Annotated in this window: 20 protein-coding genes; 14 read left to right on the forward strand and 6 right to left on the reverse strand. The window is 60.4% G+C overall.

The window, feature by feature from the left end:
- Nucleotides 1-27 precede the first annotated feature (27 nt).
- Entirely contained in the window at nt 28-819 is a 792-nt protein-coding gene (locus ACSQ3J_RS25275; protein ID WP_060503008.1) for a creatininase family protein, read from the reverse strand.
- A 94-nt stretch (nt 820-913) separates the two neighbouring features.
- On the opposite strand from ACSQ3J_RS25275, the gene ACSQ3J_RS25280 reads away from it, so the two are divergent.
- From ACSQ3J_RS25280 to ACSQ3J_RS25290, 3 genes are all read left to right on the forward strand, one after another.
- Entirely contained in the window at nt 914-1,414 is a 501-nt protein-coding gene (locus ACSQ3J_RS25280; RefSeq protein ID WP_060503007.1) for a MarR family winged helix-turn-helix transcriptional regulator, read from the forward strand.
- Between the two features lie 105 nt (nt 1,415-1,519).
- Nucleotides 1,520-2,548, forward strand: coding sequence for a LacI family DNA-binding transcriptional regulator (locus ACSQ3J_RS25285; protein WP_060503006.1), 1,029 nt, complete (start codon nt 1,520-1,522; stop codon nt 2,546-2,548).
- Nucleotides 2,549-2,576: 28 nt separating this feature from the next.
- Nucleotides 2,577-3,548: a 2-hydroxyacid dehydrogenase gene (locus tag ACSQ3J_RS25290; RefSeq protein ID WP_060503005.1), complete on the forward strand. Its 972-nt coding sequence runs from the start codon at nt 2,577-2,579 to the stop codon at nt 3,546-3,548.
- Here the strand turns inward: ACSQ3J_RS25290 and ACSQ3J_RS25295 are convergent.
- Nucleotides 3,545-4,315, reverse strand: a complete 771-nt coding sequence (locus ACSQ3J_RS25295; protein WP_060503004.1) for a gamma-glutamyl-gamma-aminobutyrate hydrolase family protein — start codon at nt 4,313-4,315, stop codon at nt 3,545-3,547. The genes ACSQ3J_RS25290 and ACSQ3J_RS25295 overlap by 4 nt on opposite strands.
- A gap of 440 nt (nt 4,316-4,755) precedes the next feature.
- On the opposite strand from ACSQ3J_RS25295, the gene ACSQ3J_RS25300 reads away from it, so the two are divergent.
- From ACSQ3J_RS25300 to ACSQ3J_RS25330, 7 genes are all read left to right on the forward strand, one after another.
- A complete protein-coding gene (locus ACSQ3J_RS25300) occupies nt 4,756-7,065 on the forward strand; it encodes a putative bifunctional diguanylate cyclase/phosphodiesterase (RefSeq protein ID WP_060503003.1) in 2,310 nt (769 codons plus the stop codon).
- Between the two features lie 228 nt (nt 7,066-7,293).
- Nucleotides 7,294-8,043 carry an N-acyl amino acid synthase FeeM domain-containing protein gene (locus ACSQ3J_RS25305; protein ID WP_060503002.1) on the forward strand — a complete coding sequence of 250 codons (750 nt, stop codon included), beginning with the start codon at nt 7,294-7,296 and terminating at the stop codon, nt 8,041-8,043.
- Nucleotides 8,044-8,265: 222 nt separating this feature from the next.
- Complete coding sequence (locus ACSQ3J_RS25310) at nt 8,266-8,490, forward strand: aa3-type cytochrome c oxidase subunit IV (RefSeq protein WP_060503001.1); 225 nt, start codon at nt 8,266-8,268, stop codon at nt 8,488-8,490.
- 192 nt (nt 8,491-8,682) lie between these two features.
- Complete coding sequence (locus ACSQ3J_RS25315; RefSeq protein ID WP_060503000.1) at nt 8,683-9,837, forward strand: Re/Si-specific NAD(P)(+) transhydrogenase subunit alpha; 1,155 nt, start codon at nt 8,683-8,685, stop codon at nt 9,835-9,837.
- Between the two features lie 62 nt (nt 9,838-9,899).
- Nucleotides 9,900-10,310 carry an NAD(P) transhydrogenase subunit alpha gene (locus ACSQ3J_RS25320; RefSeq protein ID WP_060502999.1) on the forward strand — a complete coding sequence of 137 codons (411 nt, stop codon included), beginning with the start codon at nt 9,900-9,902 and terminating at the stop codon, nt 10,308-10,310.
- Nucleotides 10,311-10,320: 10 nt separating this feature from the next.
- Complete coding sequence (locus ACSQ3J_RS25325) at nt 10,321-11,721, forward strand: NAD(P)(+) transhydrogenase (Re/Si-specific) subunit beta (RefSeq protein WP_060502998.1); 1,401 nt, start codon at nt 10,321-10,323, stop codon at nt 11,719-11,721.
- Nucleotides 11,722-11,881: 160 nt separating this feature from the next.
- A complete protein-coding gene (locus ACSQ3J_RS25330; RefSeq protein ID WP_060502997.1) occupies nt 11,882-13,087 on the forward strand; it encodes a GGDEF domain-containing protein in 1,206 nt (401 codons plus the stop codon).
- Between the two features lie 33 nt (nt 13,088-13,120).
- Here the strand turns inward: ACSQ3J_RS25330 and ACSQ3J_RS25335 are convergent, their stop codons facing one another.
- Together ACSQ3J_RS25335 and rpsU are read right to left on the reverse strand one after the other, a co-directional pair.
- A complete protein-coding gene (locus ACSQ3J_RS25335) occupies nt 13,121-14,008 on the reverse strand; it encodes a tetratricopeptide repeat protein (protein ID WP_060503156.1) in 888 nt (295 codons plus the stop codon).
- A gap of 265 nt (nt 14,009-14,273) precedes the next feature.
- Complete coding sequence (rpsU, locus tag ACSQ3J_RS25340; protein WP_060502996.1) at nt 14,274-14,510, reverse strand: 30S ribosomal protein S21; 237 nt, start codon at nt 14,508-14,510, stop codon at nt 14,274-14,276.
- Nucleotides 14,511-14,916: 406 nt separating this feature from the next.
- On the opposite strand from rpsU, the gene ACSQ3J_RS25345 reads away from it, so the two are divergent.
- Genes ACSQ3J_RS25345 through soxG form a run of 4 tightly spaced genes read left to right on the forward strand, consistent with a single transcriptional unit; the run spans nt 14,917 to nt 20,057 of the window.
- Nucleotides 14,917-16,170 (forward strand): sarcosine oxidase subunit beta, encoded by a 1,254-nt coding sequence (locus ACSQ3J_RS25345; protein WP_060502995.1) that lies wholly within the window; start codon nt 14,917-14,919, stop codon nt 16,168-16,170.
- A gap of 11 nt (nt 16,171-16,181) precedes the next feature.
- Nucleotides 16,182-16,526, forward strand: coding sequence for a sarcosine oxidase subunit delta (locus tag ACSQ3J_RS25350; protein ID WP_060502994.1), 345 nt, complete (start codon nt 16,182-16,184; stop codon nt 16,524-16,526).
- Nucleotides 16,523-19,516 (forward strand): sarcosine oxidase subunit alpha, encoded by a 2,994-nt coding sequence (locus ACSQ3J_RS25355; protein WP_060502993.1) that lies wholly within the window; start codon nt 16,523-16,525, stop codon nt 19,514-19,516. Before ACSQ3J_RS25350 ends, ACSQ3J_RS25355 begins: the two co-directional genes overlap by 4 nt.
- Nucleotides 19,509-20,057: a sarcosine oxidase subunit gamma family protein gene (gene soxG, locus ACSQ3J_RS25360; protein ID WP_060502992.1), complete on the forward strand. Its 549-nt coding sequence runs from the start codon at nt 19,509-19,511 to the stop codon at nt 20,055-20,057. Before ACSQ3J_RS25355 ends, soxG begins: the two co-directional genes overlap by 8 nt.
- A gap of 102 nt (nt 20,058-20,159) precedes the next feature.
- Here the strand turns inward: soxG and ACSQ3J_RS25365 are convergent, their stop codons facing one another.
- Both ACSQ3J_RS25365 and glgX read right to left on the reverse strand, forming a co-directional pair.
- On the reverse strand, nt 20,160-20,648 hold the full coding sequence (locus ACSQ3J_RS25365; protein WP_060502991.1) for a MaoC family dehydratase: 489 nt from the start codon (nt 20,646-20,648) through the stop codon (nt 20,160-20,162).
- 82 nt (nt 20,649-20,730) lie between these two features.
- Nucleotides 20,731-22,701 carry a glycogen debranching protein GlgX gene (gene glgX / locus ACSQ3J_RS25370; RefSeq protein ID WP_060502990.1) on the reverse strand — a complete coding sequence of 657 codons (1,971 nt, stop codon included), beginning with the start codon at nt 22,699-22,701 and terminating at the stop codon, nt 20,731-20,733.
- Nucleotides 22,702-23,006 lie beyond the last annotated feature (305 nt).

A 23,006-nucleotide genomic window follows, 5' to 3' on the forward strand; every position in this document is an offset into this window, starting at 1 on the left:
ACGCCGTTTTTCTGCGCACCATGCGGGTCAGTGCAGGTTCGAAAGATCGAAGGCGGCAACATCCTCCAGCAACTGGATAATGCCGGAGGCCGCATGGGCAATCAGTTGCTCGCCGCGCTCTGCAGTGGCCGCTGAGGCATCGCCGGCGACACCCTGTTCGTTCAAGTCCGTCATCTTCCAGCCGAAAGCGTGCGGCCCATAGGCGCGCAGATGTTTGAAACGATCGGCGAAATCGGACTGGTGTGACGTGAAGCTCTGCGCTTTCGACATATCTACCCGGTCTGGATACATCGCCAGCATCACCGAGGTTTCGATATCGCCACCATGAATGTCGATGGCTTTGTCCTGCGGCCTCATCCACCCATCTGGTTGCCCGAACCGCGTCCAGCTCGTCGTCACCGCCAGCATGCCGAACCGCACCCGCGCTTCCGTCGCAACAATGGTCATCAGTGGCGAGTTGCCGCCATGCGCGTTCAGCATGACGAATTTGCGGATGCCTTTGTCGTTCAGATTCTGCGCGATGCCCAGCCAGCGCTGCACCGCCTCATCGTATCCCAGTGAACGGGTGCCTTCGACATCCAGATGCTCGATCGAATAGCCAACGGGTTCCACCGGTAGGAACGTGACGGGCAGGGCCGGTGGCAGGCGGGCGATGATCCGTTCAGCGAAACCTTCGGCAATCAGCGTATCCGTCTCGAACGGCAGGTGTGGTCCGTGCTGTTCATGGGCACCGAGCGGCAGCACGGCGATCCAGTCCGCTCTTGCTGCGGCCGGCAGATCGGAATCATTGTCTTTCCAACGCGGTGCGGGGACTGTCATGCTCCTGAGAGCCTTTCGGTTGTACTTGCGGTATGAAGGTCATTCGAGTCATACAGGTGACGGATGGCCGTGCAAGAAATTTGGTGGAGGACCGATGGGAAAGAAGAGCAAGGCCGAAAAGAAAGCCAAGGGCGGCAAGAAAAAACATCATGACATCGAAGTCCACGCACAGGACCTTGCATCGGTGCTGGTGCAGGCGGCGCGCTCGATGCGCACGGTGTTGTCGCGCAATCTCCTCGATAGTGGTCTCTATGCCGGTCAGGACGGCGTCATGCTGGCGCTGGCCGAGACCGATGGTCTGACCGCCGGTGTCCTGGCGATGAAGCTCGGCGTCAAGGCACCGACGATGACCCGCACTGTCGGCCGGATGGAAGCGCAAGGGTTTCTGGAGCGCCGCGCCGATGACGAGGACGCACGGCTGACCAAGGTCTATCTGACCACCACCGGCCGCGACCGCCTCCAGACCATTGCTGAAGCGGGCAAGACCTCTGAAGACATGGCGACGAAGGGCTTGAGCGAAAAGCAGATCAAGACCCTAATGAAGCTTCTGCGCACGGTCGATGGCAACCTTCAGGGCACGGCCGCCGCCGAATAATCCCTTCTCCGATCGTGCCTTAATTGGAGATTGCGGTTGCAATTTAAACAGTTTAAAGAGGATTTAAAAATAGCGGTATTTAGCCGGGATATCTGAGGGGGAAACGTGGCGCAGAAGATCAAGCTCTCCACCATTGCGGAAACGCTTGGTGTGTCCACGGCGACCGTTTCCCTGGCTTTGCGCGATAGTCCGCTTGTTGCGGCCATGACCCGCGACAAGATCAAGGATCAGGCGCGCGCACTCGGTTATATCTACAATCGCCGCGCAGCCAGCCTTCGGACGTCCCGTTCCGGCATTATCGGTGTTGTCGTGCACGACATCATGAACCCGTTCTACGGCGAAATCCTGAAAGCCATCGAGGCTGAGCTCGATCGCGACCGGCAAACCTTCATTCTGTCCAACCATTACGATTCCGTCGAAAAACAGCGCGCCTTCATCGAAACCCTGCTACAGCTGGGCGGCGACGGCGTCATCATGTCGCCTGCCATCGGCACGCCGCCGGAGGACATCCAGCTCGCCGAAGACAATGGCATGCCGGCAATCCTGATTGCCCGTTCGATCGAAGGCCTCGATGTGCCGATCTTCCGGGGTGATGATGCCTACGGCATTTCTCTCGCGACCAACCATCTGATCAGCCTTGGTCATCGTGTCATCGCCATGGTCGGTGGCACGGACCAGACCTCGACAGGACGTGATCGCTATCAGGGCTACGTCAACGCGCTGCGCAAGGCCAATATCGATGTCGATCCGGACCTGCGCATTCCCGGCCCCCGGTCGATGCAGGGCGGTTTCGAGGCTGCCGTTCATCTGTTGTCGCTGCCGCAAAAGCCGACGGCCGTCGTCTGCTGGAATGATCTTGTCGCCATCGGCATGATGAATGGCATTGCCCGCGCCGGTCTTGTGCCCGGCCGCGATGTGTCGGTCACCGGTTACGACGATCTCGAGGAAGCCTCGATCTCCACGCCGGCGCTGACCACCGTTTGGAACGGACAGTCTGATGTCGGCCGCAGTGCCGCCCGTGCGCTGCTTGATAAGCTGAACGGCAGCCATGAGCCGGATGGTATCCACCTGATCAAGCCGGAAATGCGGATACGCCAGTCGACCGGCCCGTTTCGGCCCAATCCCTCCGAATAATTCGATCCAATTCCGCAAGGAGCAAACCATGCCCAACGGTCGCCCGCGTATTCTCGTACCCGGAAAAATGAGCCAGCGTGTGCTCGACCGTTTGCCGGCTCATTTTGAGCCTGTTTTCATCGTAGCCGCTGATCCCGGCCTGGTGACGGCTGACCTTGCATCCAGTGTTTCCGGTATCGCCGTTCAGGGCAAAATCGCGGCTGAATTCATCGATGCGTTTCCCAATCTCGAGATCATCGCCAGCTTTGGTGTCGGATATGATGGTGTCGATGCCGGGCATGCGGCCAAGCGTGGCGTTGCCGTCACCAATACGCCGGATGTGCTCACGGATGAGGTGGCCGATACCGCGATTGGCCTGCTCCTCAACACCCTGCGCCGTTTTCCCGTCGCCGAACAATGGCTGCGCCAGGGCCGCTGGGTCAAAGACGGAGCCTTTGGCCTTTCGCCCTTGACCCTGCGCGGCCGGACGGTCGGCCTTTATGGTCTCGGCCGTATCGGGCTGGCGATTGCCAAGAGACTGGAAGCGTTCGGCGTTTCCATCGCCTATCATACCCGCACGCCGCGTGAGGGGCTGGCCTACACCCATTATCCAACGCTCAAGGGAATGGCAGAGGCGGTCGATACGATCATCGTGATCGTGCCAGGCACCGAAAGCACCCGCAAAACCATCAACGCCAGCGTCCTGGAGGCCTTGGGGCCACAGGGTGTATTGATCAACGTCGGCCGCGGCACCACCGTGGATGAGGCTGCCCTTGCCGATGCCTTGCAGCGCGGCGTCATCGCGGCAGCCGGCCTCGATGTCTTCGAGAACGAGCCGCATGTGCCCGAGGCGCTGCTTTCCCTGCCGAACCTCTCGCTGCTGCCGCATGTCGGCTCAGCCTCGCAAGCGACGCGCAATGCGATGGCCGATCTGGTCGTGGATAATCTCGTTGCGTGGTTCGATACCGGTGCCGCATTGACGCCAGTGCCGGAAACGCCGTTCAAGCGGAAGACGGCTTAAACAGCCGTCAACGCCTTCTTCTTTGTTTCGGCATAGGCGCGAACCGCATCGCCAAAGGCCTGAAACAGGGTCGAGGACGGAGCGTCCTTGCCGACCCAGTATTCCGGGTGCCATTGCACGCCGACGGCAAAGGCCTTGGCGTCGATGACCGATACCGCCTCGATCGTGCCGTCTTCGGCGATGGCCTCGACAGCGAGACGCGGGGCGGCCTTCGAGATCGCCTGCCGGTGCAGCGAATTCACCTGTACTTCGCCAGCGCCGAGCACCGAAGCGAGGCAGCTGCCTTCCTTGATGATGACGTTCTGGCGGATGCCGTAGGCGATATCGAGTTCCGGCACATCCGGCTTGCGGTGATCCGAGATGCCGGGCAGGTCCTGGATTTCGTTTGCCAGCGTGCCGCCCAGGACAACGTTCAATTCCTGGATGCCGCGGCAAATGGCAAGCAAAGGCACGCCCCGTTCCAACGCGCGGCGGATCAGCGGCAGACTTGTCGCGTCGCGGCCGGGATCGAAGGGACCATAGGCCTCCGACGGTTCCTGTCCATAGAGGGAGGGATGCACATTGGTGCGCGATCCGCTGACGAGAACGCCGTCCACCCGGTCGAGGATTTCATCGGCATCGTTGCCACTCTCAAGGGCTGGCACCAGGAATGTCATAACGCCGGAGCCTTCGACAGCAGCGCGAACATATTGATGCGGCGTGGCATGCCAAACATTGCCGTCGAAGGACCTGAAATCAGCGGGTATGGCAACAACGGGTTTGGGCACTGCTGGATCTCCACCTACGGCTGGTCACCTCGCTCGAAGCCCAGCCTCATATCACGGTATAAAGCCATTGCGCTCAGGGAGGGGAGAAGTCAATTCCGATGCTGGCTGCAGCGTGCCTAAACCGGTTGCAAGCGACTGGCAAGATCTGGCTTTTTGCCTTAGAACTGCAGTAACCATTGCGACAGATAAATCCTTGGGAACAGTTTTGAAGAAGGCTTCGCTTTGGCGTGCGCGAATAACCGGCTCGCAGCCGAAACCATGCAAGGTTGTATAAAAGCATTACTCCGCGGAGCCTGCTGCAATACTGGGTTGAATATCTGCAATGCCGGCGTGTTTGAGCCAATTTGCCTAATATATGGGAAGATTTTTTCCGGTAAGCGCGCGAAATCTTTCGTTAAACCCTCGGGAATAACACTTCGCCAAACCGGAGCAGGGGGTTCATGAAGTCAAATGAACAGAGCGCTCTTCCGACCGATGTGTATCTTTCGTTCGTAAGCTCGCTCTACGATTACCGCCAGACATTGTTGATCGGCATGCTGTCGCATGTCGTGACATTCCTGCTCGTCTTTGCAAAAACCAGTGACCCCTTCTTCATCGGCTGCACGATCGCGATTGTGCTGATCTGGTTCGTGCGTGGCATCGATATGCGGCGGTTTGATCGCGAGAACCTGGCCTCTCTGGATTTTGAAGGCATCCGCCGCTGGGAAAATCGCTATAATGCCGGAGGTGTCTGCGCCACCATGACGCTCGGCATAGCCTGTGGTTACGCAATTCTCGTCAGCCGCGATCCCTTTGCCGAACTCGCCTGCATTTCCGTGACGCTTGCCACCATGGTGTCGCTCGTCGGCCGCAATTATGGTTCGGCGCGTGCCGTCGTCGTCATGTCCCTGTCGGCTTGCGGCCCGATCATCCTCGGCCTGCTGGGCCTGATGGACTGGTTCATGGCATTGCTGGCCGTCTTGATCGTGCCGTTTGTTCTGACGACCTGGGCGATGGCCCGGGGTGTGCGCGAAACCTTGCACAAGAACGTTTTGGCCGCGCGGGAGATTTCAACCATCGCCGGCCGTTTCGACCTTGCGCTCAACAATATGCCGCATGGCCTGTTCATGCTCGATGCCGACAACCGTATTCTGGTCGCCAACCGACGGGCCTGCGAACTGCTCAATCTCGGCGATCGCGATCGCCTGAAGGATTGCCATCTCGATGCCGTTCTGCGCTATGGTGTCCGTCACACGTTTCTGGAACAGGATCAGGCAAAACAGGTGCTGAAGCAGCTGGGCCAGTTGATGCAGGGCATTCAGTCGCGTGCGCTCATTCCGTTCTCCGACGATCTGTTTCTCGAGTTTTCAGCAAGCCGCCGTGCCAATGGCGGCATTGTGTTGATCTTTGAAGACGTCACGGCGCGTGTGCGGGCGGAAAAGAAAATCCTGCAGATGGTGCGGTTCGATACGCTGACCGGTCTGCCAAATCGTGATTATTTCGGCGAACTGGTGAGCAATGCGCTTGCCGATCAGAACCGCACCGGCGTGACCGGCTTCATGGTTCTGGATGTCGCCGAATTCAAGCATGTCAACGATACGCGCGGCCACGTCGTTGGCGACAGGTTGCTGTGTGCGATTTCCGAACGATTGAAGAAGGTGACGGGAGACAAGGCGATTGCTGCACGCCTGATGGGCGACGAATTCGTTCTGTTCTTTGCGGGCGAAAGCAACCGCCGTCTTCTCGAAGAGCGGATACGGGCGGTGCATGCGCAAATGCGCGGCGCTTATCTTGCCAGCGGCTTTACCTTCAATATCGCGATGAGCGCCGGCTATGTGATTGCCGATAGCTCAGATTTCCGTCTTGAAGACATGCAGATCAAGGCCGACCTGGCGCTGTTTGAAAGCAAGAGCCGTGAAAAGGGAAGCTGCACCGCGTTCGAAGCGGAAATGGACGCGAACTATCTCGACCGGCAGAAAATGAAGACCGATCTGCGAGATGCGATTGAAACGGGTGGGCTGTCGATTGCCTATCAGCCGATGTTCCTCGCCGATGGCTCGCGCGTCGAATGCTGCGAGGCGCTCGCGCGCTGGATCCACCCCGAGCGCGGCCCGGTCGCGCCGGATGTGTTCATTCAATTGGCCGAGGAAATCGGTGTTGTTTCCAACATCACCAAATTCATGCTGCGCCAAGCCTGCCTTGATTGCCTGAAATGGCCCAGTCACATCGCCGTTTCCGTCAATCTGTCAGTCCTTGATCTGCGCAATGGCGAAATCATTCCGATCGTCGCGGATATTCTGTCTGAAACCGGCCTGGATCCATCGCGGCTTCACCTTGAGGTGACCGAAAGCTGCCTGATGGAAGAAGCGGCCAAGGTGCAGACGATCCTCCAGGAATTGCGCGCCCGCGGTATTACCATCGCCATCGATGATTTCGGAACAGGGTATTCGAGCCTCAGTTATCTCGATGCACTGCCGCTCGATATCATCAAGATCGACCGCTCCTTCGTGCGCAACATCCGCGAGGATGCGCGACGCTTCAAGCTTCTGCGCGGCATGGTCAACCTGTCGCGCGAGCTCGGGTTGAAAATCGTCATCGAAGGGGTCGAGACCAACGATCAGCTGGCGCTGATCAATCAGTACAAATGTGCCGACCTGATCCAGGGATATGTCTTCGCAGCCCCCATGCCTTCGCTGGCGATCGAAAGCCTGTCGGATACCTTGTTGAAGAAGCTTTCCGTGCCAAAACGGCGCAATCGGCGCACGGCTTAGATATCCAACCTCTTTCTGCAGCTTTTTTTGATCCAGCCAGGTGATCATTCCGAGATGCCGGAATGCGACCTGTTTCAAGCTGTTACGCTGCCAAAATACACAATGATAATTTAGCATTAACTACCTGTTAACCTTAACAAATGGTTTATGCTTAATAATCTATTAAAACATTGTGAGGTGCCTCCGTTTGGAAGATGAATGCCCCCTTCAACGGGGGCGTTTGATGAAATGAAAGTGGAGCAGCAGAACAGGTTTTCAGAGCGACTGCTGGAACTGTTGGATCATGTTGAATATCGAAGGGTCGAAACAGGGGAGGACATGGAAGATGTCGCCCGTATCCGTTTCAAGGCCTATAAGATGGCCGATATATTGCCCTTGTCCGGCACGATGCTCATTGATGACATTGATTTCGACAGTCACGCCTATGTTTTCGGAATCTATTTCGAAGAGCGCTTGATCAGCACCGTGCGGGTGCACCATGTGACGCCGGAGCATCGGATCAGTTCGTCCGGGTCCGTCTTTGGGGCGGAGATCGACAGCTTTCTCGATGCGGGTCTGTCGTTGATCGATCCGGTCCGGCTTGCCGCCGATCCGGAAATCCTGAAGGAAATGCCAGCCATCCCGTATCTCACTCTGCGCGTTGCCACCATGGCGTCCGAGCATTTCGACGTCGATCGCTGCCTGTCGCTGGTAAAGCCGCAGCACGCAGCCTTCTACAAGCGGGTTTTCGATGCCGATACGATTGTCTCCCCGCAAAAGAACTGCGGCGACTACAAGATCGACCTGACGCTGCTCGCTGCCCGCGTCCGCGAGATCCGTCCCTGGCTCTATACCCGGTTTCCGTTCTTCGATTCGGAACCGTTCGAGCGGCGCATGATGTTCGGCGATGACCGGGAGGCGCAGTATGCGCCACTGACGGTGCTGCCAACCGCGCGTCTGGCGTTGACGATGCAGAGCCGCGCGCGCAGCCAGTCCTGATCGGGCTTTGGCGTAGCGGAGGTGGCTATCTTATCAACCGTTATGCCGCATGTTGCGCCTGCAGTTTTCGTTGCGTTTGACTGTGGCTTTGTGTAAGGCCACCTATGCGCGATCGATGCTTTCGGGCACGTCGGATGCGCATAGAATGGAATAGAGACGGGATGCTGCGCTCGCCACCAGGGGCAGAGTAGGGTGTGGCTGAATTTCAGGGAGATATGGACGATGGCTGAACATCATTCCGGACCGGCCGAATTGGGCGCACCGATGGATTATGCCGAACACGAGAAGACCTACAACTTCTTCCTCGAAGGCACTAAGATTGTCACGATCTTCTGCGTCGCGTTGCTGATCGCCATGGCTGCCGGTTTCTTCACCAGCGCCGGCTTCTTCACCGCCTTCGTTCTCTTCATTCTCCTCAATATCGCCGGTTTCGTTCTTCTGCGCTGACCGGTTTTCCAAAGTTTTGATGAAAGCGGCACTTGGGAGTGAGGTGCCGGCTTTTCCATGGCCCGGCGGTTTCCAGGCCATGGTAGACATGCGCGCGGGCTGCCGGAGGGTGGTTCAAAGCGTGATTTAAGAGTGTGCGGGAGAGTGGAAATCGCGGTCCGCCGTGTTCCCGCCCGTGTCAGGGAGGAACCTGTGGCAGAAACCGTATTCATACCGTTGGAAACATTTCCGGGCGAGGGCCGTATTGCGGCATCACCCGAGAGTGTGAAGAAGCTCAAGACCCTCGGCTTCGAGGTTGTCGTGCAGGCCGGTGCCGGCACGTTATCACGTATTCCTGATAGCGAGTTCGAGAAGGCCGGCGCTGTAATCGGTTCTGCTGCCGATGCTGCAAGTGCCGATGTGGTGCTGAAGGTGCGCCGTCCGTCCTCTGCCGAAGTTGCCGGCTACAAGTCCGGCGCCATCGTGCTGGCGATCATGGATCCCTATGGGAATGATCAGGCGCTGGCAGATATGGCCAAGGCCGGTGTATCTGCCTTTGCGATGGAATTGATGCCGCGCATCACCCGTGCCCAGTCGATGGACGTGCTGTCGTCACAGGCCAACCTTGCCGGCTATCAGGCGGTGATCGAAGCTGCATCCGAATATGACCGGGCCATGCCGATGATGATGACGGCGGCGGGCACTGTTCCTGCTGCGAAAGTCTTCGTCATGGGGGCGGGCGTTGCCGGTCTGCAGGCGATTGCCACGGCACGGCGTCTCGGCGCGGTCGTCTCCGCCACCGACGTTCGCCCGGCCTCCAAGGAACAGGTCGCTTCGCTCGGCGCCAAGTTCATTGCGGTCGAGGACGAGGAATTCAAGGCGGCCGAAACTGCAGGCGGTTACGCCAAGGAGATGTCGGCGGAATATAAGGCCAAGCAGGCGGTGCTGACCGCCGAGCACCTCGCCAAGCAGGACATCGTCATTACCACGGCTTTGATCCCGGGCCGTCCGGCACCACGGCTGATTACCCGCGAGATGCTGAAAGCCATGAAACCCGGCTCGATCGCCGTTGATCTCGCTGTCGAGCGTGGCGGCAATGTCGAAGGTGCGGTTGCCGATCAAGTGGTCGAGGTCGAGGGCGTCAAGGTCGTCGGCTATACGAATATGCCGGGCCGTATCGCCGCTTCCGCCTCGGTCCTCTATGCCAAGAACCTCGTGACCTTCCTTGAAACCATGGTTTCCAAGGAGACCAAGGCGCTTGCGCTCAATGCCGAGGACGAACTCGTCAAGGCGACGATGCTGACGCATGGCGGTGCCGTGGTGCATCCAAACTTTGCATCGCCGGCCGTGGCCACAGCAACAGCTTGAAAATTGGAGAGGGCAGCGCGCGTGCTTCGGGGAGAAGTGCGGCTGCCTAAGGGAGAAATATGATGGCCAATGAGATGCTCGACAAGGCGATCGGCGACCTCGACCGGGCGGTCGAAGCGGTGCGCACTGCCGCCGAATATGTGCCGGATGCCGCCGGTAATGTTGTTCACGGATTGAGTGGTGGCGCGATCGACCCGTTCGTGTTTCAGCTGGCAATCTTCGTTCTGTCGATCTTCGTCGGCTATTACGTGGTTTGGTCGGTAACGCCGGCGCTGCATACGCCGCTGATGGCGGTCACCAACGCGATTTCCTCGGTTATTGTCGTCGGCGCGCTGCTTGCGGTCGGCATCTCGGCGTCCGGCCTCGCCACAGGCTTCGGCTTCGTGGCGCTGATCCTTGCCTCGGTCAACATCTTCGGCGGCTTCCTGGTGACCCAGCGCATGCTCGCTATGTACAAGAAAAAAGAGAAGTGAGGCTGCCGTCATGAGTGCCAATATCGCAGCCTTCCTCTATCTGGTTTCCGGTGTCCTGTTCATCATGGCGCTGCGCGGCCTATCGCATCCGACCACCTCGCGCCGCGGCAATATCCTCGGCATGGTGGGCATGGGCATCGCCATCGTCACGACGCTGCTCCTTGCCACCCCGTCGTTTGGCGGCCTGGTGCTGATCGTGCTCGGTCTTGCCATTGGCGGTGGTGCAGGTGCCTACATCGCCCGTTCCATCCCGATGACCTCGATGCCGCAGCTGGTGGCCGGCTTCCATTCGCTGGTCGGCCTTGCCGCCGTCTTGGTCGCAGCCTCCGCACTCTATACGCCGTCGTCCTTCGGTATCGGCGAGATTGGTTCGATCCACGCGCAGGCGCTGGTCGAAATGGCGCTCGGCGTTGCCATCGGTGCGATCACCTTTACCGGCTCGATCGTCGCCTTCCTGAAGCTTGACGGGCGCATGTCGGGCAAGCCGATCATGCTGCCGTTCCGCCATGTCATCAACGCGGCGCTTCTGCTGCTGATCATCTTCTTCATCGTCGGTCTTGCGGCGTCGGAAAGTCATTTCGATTTCTGGGCGATTGTCGTTCTGTCGCTGGCGCTCGGCGTTCTGCTGATCGTGCCGATCGGTGGCGCCGACATGCCGGTCGTCGTCTCGATGCTGAATTCCTACTCCGGCTGGGCCGCCGCCGGTATCGGCTTCACGCTTGGCAATCTGGCGCTGATCATCACCGGTGCGCTGGTCGGCTCGTCCGGCGCGATCCTGTCCTACATCATGTGCAAGGGCATGAACCGCTCCTTCATCTCGGTCATCCTAGGCGGCTTTGGCGGCGATGCCGCAGCCGCAACCAGCGACGATGGCGTGCAGCGTACGGTCAAGCAGGGCTCGGCCGACGATGCCGCCTTCCTGATGGCCAATGCGTCGAAAGTGATCATCGTGCCGGGCTACGGCATGGCTGTTGCGCAGGCGCAGCACGCCGTGCGCGAGCTTGCCGATGCGCTGAAGGCCAACGGTGTCGAAGTGAAATATGCCATTCATCCGGTTGCCGGCCGTATGCCGGGCCATATGAACGTGCTGCTCGCCGAAGCCAACGTGCCGTATGATGAGGTGTTCGAACTTGAGGATATCAATTCCGAGTTTGCGCAGGCCGATGTCGCCTATGTCATCGGCGCCAACGACGTCACCAATCCGGCGGCGCGCGACGACAAGACGTCGCCGATCTACGGCATGCCGATCCTCGATGTCGATAAGGCCAAGACCTGCCTGTTCGTCAAGCGCTCTCTCGGCTCCGGTTATGCTGGCATCGACAATACGCTGTTCTACAAGGACGGCACCATGATGCTGCTCGGCGACGCCAAGAAGATGACCGATGATATCGTCAAGGCCATGAACCACTAAGCGATGAACCGCTGAACCTGGAGTGCCGTCCGTTAAGGCGGCACTCCATCGTGTATCAATCCGGACGTCCTTCCCGCCCGGCATTTTAATCGAAATTCAATTGTCCTCGCCTATCGTCGGGTGCCAGCTGCAATGCGTGGCGCCGGTACGAAAGAGGATCATGAGTTCATCTTCGCAATTCGGTCATGCCCGGATCGGGCGCTACGCCCGGCAGCTTGATGCGGGCATCGGGTGGTTGCGCTTCCCGGACGAGATGGAGCGCGAATATGCGCTTCAGATCGACAAGGACGAGCGCCGGCCCGCGATGGTCAGTGCGGTTTTCTCCCTGGCATTCATCATTCTCTTCGGAGTTTCCGATTTTGTCCGGCTCCCTTTGATGGGGCAGTTTCCAGATCTCACCGCCGATATGTGGGGCATTCTGGCAAGCCGGGTGGTGGCGGTCCTGTTCCTGCTTGTCTGCCTGTATCTTTGCCATCGCCAGGGTGGGGCGTCGCGGGCAGCACCTTTGTCGATCGCTACCGTGCTGGCGCTTGCGGTGTGTGGGGCGGTGTCGGTCTGCCTCTACAAGCGCAACGGTCTGGGGCACGCCGAATTCGCCCAGCTTCTATTCGTCATGGGAGCGTTCTCGCCGCTGGGGCTCCGTTTCCGTCACAGCTTCGAACTGGCCTTAGGGGTTGTCGTCCTGACCTTCGCGTTGCGATACTGGCTGCTACCACTGGAACTGCAAGGGCTGCAATTCAACGCCATGCTGCTTCTGACGCTGGTCTTCTCGGCAGTCGGCGGTTATCTGCGGGAGCGTGCGCATCGGGAGCAATTCCTTCTGCGCGGCATTCTCAAGGAGCAGGCGTCACACGATCCGCTGACCGGGCTTGCCAACCGGCGTGGTCTTGATGAGCAGCTTGAGACGGTCCGCCAGCAGGCCCGGCGCGAAAACGTACCCGTCGGCTTGCTGTTGCTCGATGTCGACTTTTTCAAGCGTTACAATGATCGCTACGGGCATCAGGCCGGTGATCTGGCCTTGCAACGCGTGGCGGCGTGCCTGGACGCCTTTGCGCACCGTCCGCTCGACCTGGCCTGCCGGATGGGCGGAGAGGAGTTCGCGCTTGTTCTCTACGATTGCGGGGAAGCGTCGCTGAAGGGCCGCATGGATGAGCTTTGCGCCGCGGTGCGAGGGCTTCGCATCGATCACGCCACTTCGGATATCTGCGCTTTCGTGACGGCCAGTATCGGAGGTGTGCTGCTGCAACCGCAGGAAACGGCCTGGGCGGCTCTCGATCGTGCAGATCAGCTGCTTTACGAGGCCAAACGGGAGGGGCGCAATCGTACGATTGTTGAGCGCCCAATCCCTGTAGCTGCGGTCGCGTGACCGGCGCGCGGCGTGACGCCGCGCCTTGTCTCGTCAGCCGGCAGCCTTGACGCGGGCAAGACCGGCGCGAGCCGGTTCGTATTTCGGATCCAGCGACAGTGCGTGACCGTAGGACTTCGCTGCCTTCGCCTTGTCGCCGCGCCGCTCATAGACCAGCGCCTGGTTGGCCCAGGATTCGGCGATCTTGCCGTTCAGGTTGATCGCGGTGTTGAAATCTGCGAACGCATTGTCGTCGTCATTGGTGGCAACATAGGAAATGCCACGGCCGTTATAGGGCTCCGGCGCGCTTGGTGACAGCGAGATCGCCGTCGAAAAATCTTCGATCGCCTGGGCATGCTGCTTGCGGGCCTGATAGATCAAGCCACGGTTGTGATAGGCGCGCGGGTCTGTCGTGTCGAGTTCGATGGCCTTGTTGAAATCGGCAAACGCCTGATCCAGCTGTCCGGCCTGACGGTAAAGATTGCCGCGGCCGATGAAGGCGACGTCATAACGCGGGTTGAGCTGCAAGGCCTTGTTGTAATCGGACTGCGCTGCCGACTGGTCGCCCATGTTGCGCTGGACAAGCGCGCGGTTGGCATAGGCCTGATAGAATTGCGGATTGAGCTCGATCGCCTTGTTGAAATCGGCGAGTGCCCGGCGGAATTCACCCGCGCGGCCGTAGGCGGAACCACGGACATTGTAGCCTTCCGGGTCGCTCGGATTGGCGGCGATCACGGCAGACAGAGACGCAATGTTCTCGTTGCTTCCCTGTGCCCGCTCGACCCGCATCATGTTGCTTGGCGTATCTGCGGTCGAGCAGCCGGAAAGGACAAGTGCGCCCGTCACAGCCAGCATGGAGGCGAGGGCAAAACCGCGCCGATTGGAGCGCCCGGCAAGGCCGGTATGGTCGGAAAAATCCGCAGTCCTGGCAGTCGATGTCAAGATTGATTCCCTCGTTAAGCGAAGCGTCTCGGCATGTCCCGGGCCTGAAGCGGCAGACCGGGCCAGCATGCACAGTTTCAATGTTCTGGAGCGTCAGATGCATCGTCATCGATGCGCTCCGTGTCCGAAGACAGTGTAGCACGCTCTGCGCGCCCGTCGCCTGTGTCAGGAATTATATCCGGCAACATGCGATTGAAACAGAAAGAGCGGTGGCGATCATGTCGCCCCCGCCCAATTTACGCGTCAAATACGCCGTAAACGCTGATCAGCGCGCTGCCGCCGAAGGGCGGGGGGTAACGATACCCATTTCGCGCTGCAGGCGCTTGCGGGCCAGCTTGCGAATGCGGCGAACGCCTTCAGCCTTTTCGCGGGCGCGCTTCTGGGATGGCTTTTCGTAGGCCTCACGCATCTTCATTTCGCGGAAAACGCCTTCGCGCTGCAGCTTCTTCTTGAGTGCGCGAAGCGCTTGATCGACATTGTTGTCGCGGACTAGTACCTGCACGAGAATCCCGTTCCTTCAGTTTGGAGTGATCGCCTCATGAAATCAGGTCAACGAGGCAAAAAAATATAGTTCGCGGAGCCCGGAAGCTTTACGATTGAGAGAGCGGATACCAGATCGGTTGCTCAAAGTCCAGCTTCCAGTTGCTTTTGGCGGCCGAAAGCGCCGGAAAACCATGGCTTCGCGGCTCCGGCAACGGTAACCGCACTGAAGCAGGCCCGGTGTGCTGCAGCTTCCAATATGGGCGCTGCCTTATATTGTGCCCGGAAAGCGGCATGTCGCAACTCGTGCGACAAGCGCCGTCTCGCGTCGCAAAAGAAACGTTGCGGAAGTTCGGGATTTGCGATTTCTAGGATCGACCACAAGAAATTCACCGGCCTTCTGGCAGGACTACGGAGTGTGAAAGCGGATGCGCAAATATTCGGTTTTTGCTGTCGCTCGCGAAGCGATGCGCGGCCACAGGGGATGGGAGGCTCAGTGGACCTCGCCCGAGCCGCGCAAGGAATATGATGTCATCATCATCGGCGCCGGCGGCCATGGCCTGGGCACCGCCTATTACCTCGCCAAGGAACACGGCATCACCAATATCGCCGTGCTCGAAAAGGGCTGGCTCGGTGGCGGCAATACCGGCCGCAACACCACCATCATCCGCTCCAATTATCTCTATGACGAAAGTGCGGGGATCTACGATCACGCCTTGAAGCTCTGGGACGGGCTCAGCCAGGATCTCAACTACAACGTGATGTACTCGGCCCGCGGCGTGATGATGCTGTCGCACAACATCCATGACCAGCAGGTGTTCAAACGCCATATCCATGCCAACCGCCTGAACGGCATCGACAATGAATGGCTGACGCCGGAACAGGCGAAAGAATTCTGCCCGCCGCTCGATATTTCCCGCACCGCCCGCTACCCGATCAACGGTGCCGCCCTGCAGCGGCGCGGCGGTACTGCGCGTCACGACGCCGTCGCCTGGGGTTACGCCCGTGCGGCTGCCGATCGCGGCGTTCATATCATCCAGAATTGTGAAGTCACCGGCATCCGCCGCAATCCGGATGGTTCCGTCGCTGGTGTCGATACCAATCGCGGCCAGATCAATGCCAAGAAGGTCGGCGTCGTGGCTGCCGGTCATACCTCGGTGCTGATGGAGATGGCCGGCGTGCGCATGCCGCTGGTCAGCTATCCGCTGCAGGCGCTGGTGTCGGAGCCGATCAAGCCGATCTTTCCTTGCGTGGTCATGTCCAACACCGTACACGCCTACATCTCGCAGTCCGACAAGGGCGAGCTCGTCATCGGCGCCGGGACTGACCAGTATTCGTCCTATTCCCAGACTGGCGGTCTGCAGATCATCACCCACACGCTGGATGCCATCTGCGAACTCTTCCCGATCTTCCGGCGCATGAAGATGATGCGTTCCTGGGGCGGTATTGTCGACGTGACGCCGGATCGCTCGCCGATCCTCGCCAAGACTCCGGTTTCCGGCCTTTACGTCAACTGTGGCTGGGGCACCGGCGGCTTCAAGGCAACGCCGGGTTCGGCCAATGTCTTTGCCCATACCATCGCCAACGACGCGCCGCACAAGATCAATGCGCCGTTCACGCTGGAACGTTTCCGTTCGGGCCGCCTGATCGACGAAGCGGCCGCCGCCGCCGTTGCGCACTAAGGGGAAACACCATGCTTTTGATCTACTGCCCCTATTGCGAGGAAGAGCGTTCAGAGCTCGAATTCCGCCAGGCCGGTGACGCGCATATCGCCCGTCCCACCAACATGACCGAGATGACCGATGAGGAATTCGAGGCCTTCTTCTTCCTGCGCGACAACGTCAAGGGGCTGACCTTCGAGCGCTGGCGGCATCTGAACGGTTGTGGCCGCTTCTTCAATGCTGCCCGCGATACCGTCAGCGACAAATTCCTGACCACTTACAAGGCCGGCTTGCCGCGCCCGGATCTCAGCACGCTGCGTCCGGCAACGGAAGCGACAGTCGAAACCTATGAAGCCACGGAGTCGAATGCTAAATGAGCGGCGCCAATCGTATCCCCGGTGCAGGCCGTCTCACCCCTGCAAAAACCGCCCGAATCTTCTTCGACGGCAAGAGCTATGCCGCCCTTGAAGGCGATACCGTCGCCTCGGCGCTGCTGGCCAACGGCGTTCATCTGGTCGGCCGCTCGTTCAAGTATCACCGTCCACGCGGCATCGTGTCGGCTGGTGCGGAAGAGCCGAATGCGTTGATCGGCGTTGAGCGCGATGCTGCCCGCAAGCAGCCGAACGTGCGGGCCACCGTGCAGGACGTCTTTGACGGCATGAAGGTCATCTCGCAGAACCGCTGGCCGTCGCTCGCCTTCGACGTTGGCGCGGTCAACAACCTGCTGGCACCGTTCTTTGCCGCCGGTTTCTACTACAAGACCTTCATGTGGCCGAAGCAGGCCTGGAAACACGTCTACGAGCCGCAAATCCGTGCGGCGGCGGGTCTCGGCGTGTCGCCGACCGAAGACGACACCGATCATTATTCCAGCCGCTACGCCCATTGCGATGTTCTGGTGATTGGCGCCGGGGTGGCTGGCCTTTCGGCAGCGCTTGCCGCCGCCAAGACTGGCGCGCGGGTCATCATCTGTGACGAGCAGCCGGAAGTTGGCGGTGCACTGCATTACGACAAGAGCGTCACGATCGATGGACAGGACGGTTATTCCTGGGCTCAGGCCACCGCCGCCAATCTGGCGAAGATGGACAACGTCACCGTCCTGCCGCGCACGACGGCGTTCGGCTATTACGCCCAGAATTTCGTCGGCCTGAACGAGCGGGTGACGGAGCATCTGGCCAAGCCGGATAAAAAACTGCCGCGCGAGCGCCTCTGGCAGGTCCGCGCCAAGCGCGTCATCATCGCCACCGGCGCCATCGAGCGGCATATGGTGTTTGCCAACAATGACCGTCCGGGCATCATGCTGGCATCCGCCGCCCGCACGTTCCTCAACCATTTCGGCGTCGCCGTCGGCAAGAAGGTTGGCGTCTACACGGCCAACGATTCCGCCTATGAGGCTGCCTTCGATCTGAAGCGCGCCGGTATTACCGTTGCTGCTATCGTTGATACCAGGGAGCAGCCGGGCGAAGCGGTGCTGGCCGAAGCGCGTTCCCTTGGCATCGAAGTGCTGGCTGGTCACGCTGTTGTCGATACCGGCGGCAAGCTTCGGGTTTCCTCCATGTCGGTTGCCCGCAATGGCGGCGGCGGTGCGCGCAAGATCGCCATCGATGCGCTGTTGATGTCGGCGGGCTGGACGCCTTCGGTGCACATGTTCTCGCAGTCGCGCGGTAAGGTCGCCTATGACGCCGAGACGCAGCGCTTCCTGCCTGGCACCTATGCGCAGGACTGCCTGTCGGTCGGTGCCTGCAATGGCACCAACGATTTGCAGGCGACCATCGAGGAATCGCTAGCGGCCGGCGAACTGATGTCGAATGCCTCGGGCTTTACCGCCTCGCAAAAGCTGGCGCTTCAGGGCGCGAATGCCTTTGCCTGGACCGGCGGCATGGCCGGCGCTGCGGAGGGCGCTGGACCGGACACGACCGTCAAGGCGTTCATCGATTTCCAGAACGACGTCTGCGCCAAGGACATTCGCCTTGCGGTGCGCGAGGGCATGCACTCGATCGAGCATATCAAGCGCTTCACCACCAATGGCATGGCGACCGATCAGGGCAAGCTGTCCAACATCCATGGTCTGGCGATCGCGGCTGAAACGCTCGGCCGCGAAATCCCCAAGGTTGGCCTCACCACGTTCCGTGCGCCCTATACCCCGGTGACTTTCGGGACGCTGATCAACCATTCGCGTGGCGAATTGTTTGACCCGACCCGCAAGACGCCGATGCATGCGCTGGAAGAAGCTCAAGGCGCAGTGTTCGAGGATGTCGGCCAGTGGAAGCGTGCCTGGTATTATCCGCGGGCTGGTGAGGACATGCATCAGGCCGTCAACCGCGAGTGCAAGACGGTGCGCGACGTCGCCGGTATCTTCGATGCCTCGACGCTCGGCAAGATCGAGGTTGTCGGCCCGGATGCAGCGCAGTTCCTCAACCTGATCTACACCAATAGCTGGGATACGCTGAAGCCCGGCCGCTGCCGCTATGGCATCATGCTTCGCGAAGACGGCTTCGTCTATGACGACGGTGTCGTCGGCCGCATGGCGGAAGACCGCTTCCATGTCACCACGACGACGGGCGGCGCTGCCCGCGTCATGAACCATATGGAAGACTATCTTCAGACCGAGTTTCCGCATCTGAACGTCTGGCTGACCTCCGCTACCGAGCAGTGGGCTGTCATCGCCGTGCAGGGGCCGAAGGCGCGCGAGATCATCGGACCGCTGGTGGAAGGTATCGATCTGTCGAACGACGCCTTCCCGCATATGAGCGTTCGCGAAGGCAAGATCTGCGGCGTGCCGACCCGGCTGTTCCGCATGTCGTTTACCGGCGAAACCGGCTTCGAAGTCAACGTTCCCGCCGATTTCGGCCCGGCCGTCTGGGCGGCGATTTCCGAGCGGACCGAAGCGCTCGGCGGTTGCGCCTATGGCACCGAGGCGATGCATATCCTGCGCGCCGAGAAGGGCTACATCATCGTCGGTCAGGATACCGACGGGACAGTGACCCCCGACGATGCCTCGCTTGGCTGGGCGGTCGGCAAGAGGAAGGCTGATTTCGTCGGCATTCGCGGCCTGCGCCGTCCCGATCTGGTCGCCGATGGCCGCAAGCAGCTTGTCGGGCTTTTGACCAAGGACCCGGCGGTGGTGCTGGAAGAGGGGGCGCAGATCGTTGCCAATCCGAACCAGCCGCTGCCGATGACGATGATCGGTCATGTGACCTCGGCCTACTGGTCGGAAAACTGCGGCCGCTCGATCGCTCTGGCGCTGGTTGCTGGCGGCAAGGCGAAGATTGGCCAGACGCTGTATGTGCCGATGCCCGACAAGACGATCGCCGTCGAGGTGAGCGACATGGTGTTCTTTGACAAGGAAGGAGGCCGCATCAATGGCTGATCTCGCAACCCGTACCCTGCCGCTTTCCGGCTTTCACGGCGGCTCCGGTGCTGCCGCGCTTTCCGTCGCTTCTCCCGCAACCCGGATATCGCTCAGGGCCAAGCCAGATGCTGTTGCAGCTCTCTCGGGAGTGCTCGGCCTGTTGCTGCCCACCAAAGCCAAGACGTCTGCATCTTCGAATGGCCGCCACGCGCTCTGGCTCGGGCCGGATGAATGGCTCATCATCGACGAGAACGGGGCCGACCTGATGGCAGCGGTGGCGTCCAGCAACGTGCTGCATTCGGCGACCGATGTTTCCCATCGCAACACGGCCATTATCGTCAAGGGCCGGGGTGCCGCTGTGGCGATCAACGGCGGCTGCCCGCAGGACCTGTCGCTGGCGGCCTTCCCGGTTGGCGCCTGCTCGCGCACGGTTCTGGCCAAGGCCGAGATCGTGCTTTTGCGTACTGCCGAAGATACGTTCCGGGTCGAGTGCTGGCGGTCGTTTTCGCCGTATGTCTCGACGCTTCTCGCCGAAGCTGCCGAGGACGCGGGGAACTGATGGTGTAGCCCGGTCTCGATGGCATCCGGGCTCACTCGAGCGATCCGACCCCACGGTCATGAAATCGGCGGTCAGTTCCGAGGGTCTCCTATCGCCTCTGGATCACGCATCCTCCGGCCGATCCTTCGGGTCGAACTGGATGATGGTGAGCCACGTTGCCGTCAGCGCCGGCTTGCGTTCGCCTTCGATATCGACGGTAACCTCATAGGTGACCATCAGCATGCCGGCGCCGCGGAAGCGGGCTTCGGCCATGGTGAAGCGGCCGCGCACCTTGGCGCCGCTTTTCACCGGCGTCATGAAGCGCACCTTGTCGAAGCCGTAGTTGATACCCATCGTCTGTTCGCGCACACGCGGCAGGCAGTTGTAGTTCATCGCCGAGAGCAGCGAGAGTGACAGGAAGCCGTGGGCAATGGTGCCGCCGAACGGAGTTTCTGCGGCGGCGCGTATCGGGTCCGTATGGATGAACTGATGGTCGTCGGTGGCACCGGCAAAGCTGTCGATGGTGTCTTGCGTCACTGTGATCCAGTCGGAAATACCGACTTCGGTGCCCACCAGGTTCTTGACGTCAGATAGCGAAATTTCCTGCGGCATTCTCTTTTCCGATCAAAAACATCCCCCCGTTTCTCTATATGCCGCTCTTTCGAAAAACGGCAATCGGGGAAGCAGTATAGGGTTACAAAATTTCGACGTGGAAACTGACACTTCGTGCCGCCGTCATGCCGATACCGGCGTTGGCTGACGGTAGCAGGCTTTGCCAGCCCGAGCCCGGCCGGACCGGCAGATGAACCGCATGCGGCGCGTGGCTGCGGTTGATGGCGATGGCAAGCCGGGTGCGTCTGCTTTGGTCCCTGTCGCCGGTGGACAGCAGCATGACCAGATGGTCGGTAGTTGCGCTTTCCCAGTCGCCCGTCGTCATCGGTTGGCCGTCGAAACGCAGCCACTCGACATCACCGTTGCCGGTAAAGAACGTGGTATCGCTGAAGACATCGAAGCGGGCGCGGATGTGCGACAGAGCGGCGGTGTGGGCGATAAGCGTGTCGTCCAGTTGGCTCCAATCGACCCAGGTGATGGCGTTGTCCTGGCAATAGGCGTTGTTGTTGCCGTGCTGACTGCGGCCGCCTTCATCACCCGCTGTCAGCATGATGGCGCCGCGGCTGGCAAACAGGGTGGAGAGCAGGCCCATGACATCGCGGCGGCGGAAGCCCAGAACTTCGGGATCGGCTGTTGCGCCTTCGACGCCATTGTTCCAGGAGTGATTTTCGTTGTGGCCGTCGCGATTGTGCTCGCCATTCGCCTCGTTGTGTTTGCCGGCATAGGAGACGAGATCCATCAGCGTGAAGCCATCATGGGCGGCGATGAAATTGACGCTACGGGTCTTTTCACCGCCATTGCGGGAGAAGATATTGGATGAGCCGGCGAGCGCCGTCGCCAGATCGCCGATCGTGTGGCTATCACCGCGCCAGACGCGGCGCAGGTCATCGCGCGCCCGGTCGTTCCATTCGAGGAAGGAGGCCGGGAAATTGCCGAGCTGGTAGCCGCCGGGACCGATATCCCAGGGTTCGGCGATCAGGATGCGGTCTTTCAGGACTGGGTCGGTGCGCATTTCGGTAAGCAGGGCGGCATCGCTGCGGAAACCATTGGCATCTCGGCCGAGGATCGAGCCGAGATCGAACCGGAAGCCGTCTATGCCTGCCGACAGAACGAAATGGCGCAGGCTGTCGAGGATCAACTGGCGCACCACCGGGTGATCGCAGGCGATGGTGTTGCCCGTACCTGTGTCGTTGATCAGTTCGCCGGGCCGGTCCTCGGCGTGGCGGTAATAGGCATGGTTGTCGAGGCCGCGCATCGAGAGCGTCGCGCCGAAGCGGTCACTTTCGCCGGAATGGTTGAAGACCAGATCGAGAAGAACGCCAATGCCCGCGGCATGCAGGGTCGCAACCGTTTCGCGCAGTTCCGTCATGCCGCCAGGCACAAGGCGCGGGTCGAGCGCCATGAAGGCGACGGGATTGTAGCCCCAGCCGTTGGTAAGGCCGAGCGGGGGCAGATGGCGCTCGTCGATCCAGGCGGTGATCGGCATCAGCTCGATGGCGGAAACGCCGATGCGCTTCAGGTGGGCGATGACGGCGGGATGGGCAAGGGCCGCAACGGTGCCGCGTTGCTGTTCCGGCACATCGGGATGCAGCATGGTGAAGGGGCGGACGGCAACTTCGTAAATCAGGCCGCCGGTCTGGAAGACCGGGGGCTGGCGTTGTGCGCTCTGCGGCGCGGTCACGATCGCCTTTGGCACCAGATCGGCGGTGTCGTCCCCGAAAGCCGACAGGCGGGGATCGTAATGGAACGGCCGGTCGAGTTCACGGGCATAGGGGTCGACCAGCAGCTTGGCGGGGTCGAACCAGAGGCCGTTGTCCGGATCGTAATCTCCTGAAGCCCGAAAACCGTACCGCGTGCCCGACGGGGCGTCCGGGATTGTCAGGCTGCAAACATCGTCTTCGCCGCGTTGCATCGGCAGACGGCGCAATTCGTTGTTGCCGCTCGCGTCGTAGAGGCAGAGCTCGATGCCCGAGGCCGAGGAAGAATGGACCGCGAAGGTCGTGCCGCTGCCGGTGAGCGTGGCGCCGAGGGAAGAAGCGGGCAGGTTCGGCATCGGGGTACCTCGGGATGATGCGGGGACTTCGGACGTTTCGTATCAGATTGGTTTGACAGTGATTTTTTCCGGCTTTCGGCTTTGTTGCAAGCGGTATGTTTACCTCCTTTCGAGGGGGAGGTGGACTCCGCCTTCTCCCCGGCGGGGAGAGCGACTGTCTTGTTAGTCAAGCGTTTTGCCATGGCTTTCAATCCCAGTGTGCCCGGTTTCGTCAGGTAAAGGTGGCTTCGCCCCCCTCATCCGGCCCTGCGGGCCACCTTCTCCCCGATGGGGAGAAGAGGGAGATCGTCGCCTTCCTCAACGGT

The sequence above is a fragment of the Rhizobium sp. LjRoot98 genome (assembly GCF_964252935.1).
In the GTDB taxonomy this organism is placed as follows: domain Bacteria; phylum Pseudomonadota; class Alphaproteobacteria; order Rhizobiales; family Rhizobiaceae; genus Pararhizobium.

Coding starts and splice junctions, on each gene's coding strand:
- ACSQ3J_RS25275 (WP_060503008.1), bottom strand. CDS start 819: ATGACAGTCCCCGCACCGCGTTGGAAAGACAATGATTCCGATCTGCCG.
- ACSQ3J_RS25280 (WP_060503007.1), top strand. CDS start 914: ATGGGAAAGAAGAGCAAGGCCGAAAAGAAAGCCAAGGGCGGCAAGAAA.
- ACSQ3J_RS25290 (WP_060503005.1), top strand. CDS start 2,577: ATGCCCAACGGTCGCCCGCGTATTCTCGTACCCGGAAAAATGAGCCAG.
- ACSQ3J_RS25300 (WP_060503003.1), top strand. CDS start 4,756: ATGAAGTCAAATGAACAGAGCGCTCTTCCGACCGATGTGTATCTTTCG.
- ACSQ3J_RS25305 (WP_060503002.1), top strand. CDS start 7,294: ATGAAAGTGGAGCAGCAGAACAGGTTTTCAGAGCGACTGCTGGAACTG.
- ACSQ3J_RS25310 (WP_060503001.1), top strand. CDS start 8,266: ATGGCTGAACATCATTCCGGACCGGCCGAATTGGGCGCACCGATGGAT.
- ACSQ3J_RS25320 (WP_060502999.1), top strand. CDS start 9,900: ATGGCCAATGAGATGCTCGACAAGGCGATCGGCGACCTCGACCGGGCG.
- ACSQ3J_RS25325 (WP_060502998.1), top strand. CDS start 10,321: ATGAGTGCCAATATCGCAGCCTTCCTCTATCTGGTTTCCGGTGTCCTG.
- ACSQ3J_RS25330 (WP_060502997.1), top strand. CDS start 11,882: ATGAGTTCATCTTCGCAATTCGGTCATGCCCGGATCGGGCGCTACGCC.
- ACSQ3J_RS25345 (WP_060502995.1), top strand. CDS start 14,917: ATGCGCAAATATTCGGTTTTTGCTGTCGCTCGCGAAGCGATGCGCGGC.
- ACSQ3J_RS25350 (WP_060502994.1), top strand. CDS start 16,182: ATGCTTTTGATCTACTGCCCCTATTGCGAGGAAGAGCGTTCAGAGCTC.
- ACSQ3J_RS25355 (WP_060502993.1), top strand. CDS start 16,523: ATGAGCGGCGCCAATCGTATCCCCGGTGCAGGCCGTCTCACCCCTGCA.
- soxG (WP_060502992.1), top strand. CDS start 19,509: ATGGCTGATCTCGCAACCCGTACCCTGCCGCTTTCCGGCTTTCACGGC.
- ACSQ3J_RS25365 (WP_060502991.1), bottom strand. CDS start 20,648: ATGCCGCAGGAAATTTCGCTATCTGACGTCAAGAACCTGGTGGGCACC.
- glgX (WP_060502990.1), bottom strand. CDS start 22,701: ATGCCGAACCTGCCCGCTTCTTCCCTCGGCGCCACGCTCACCGGCAGC.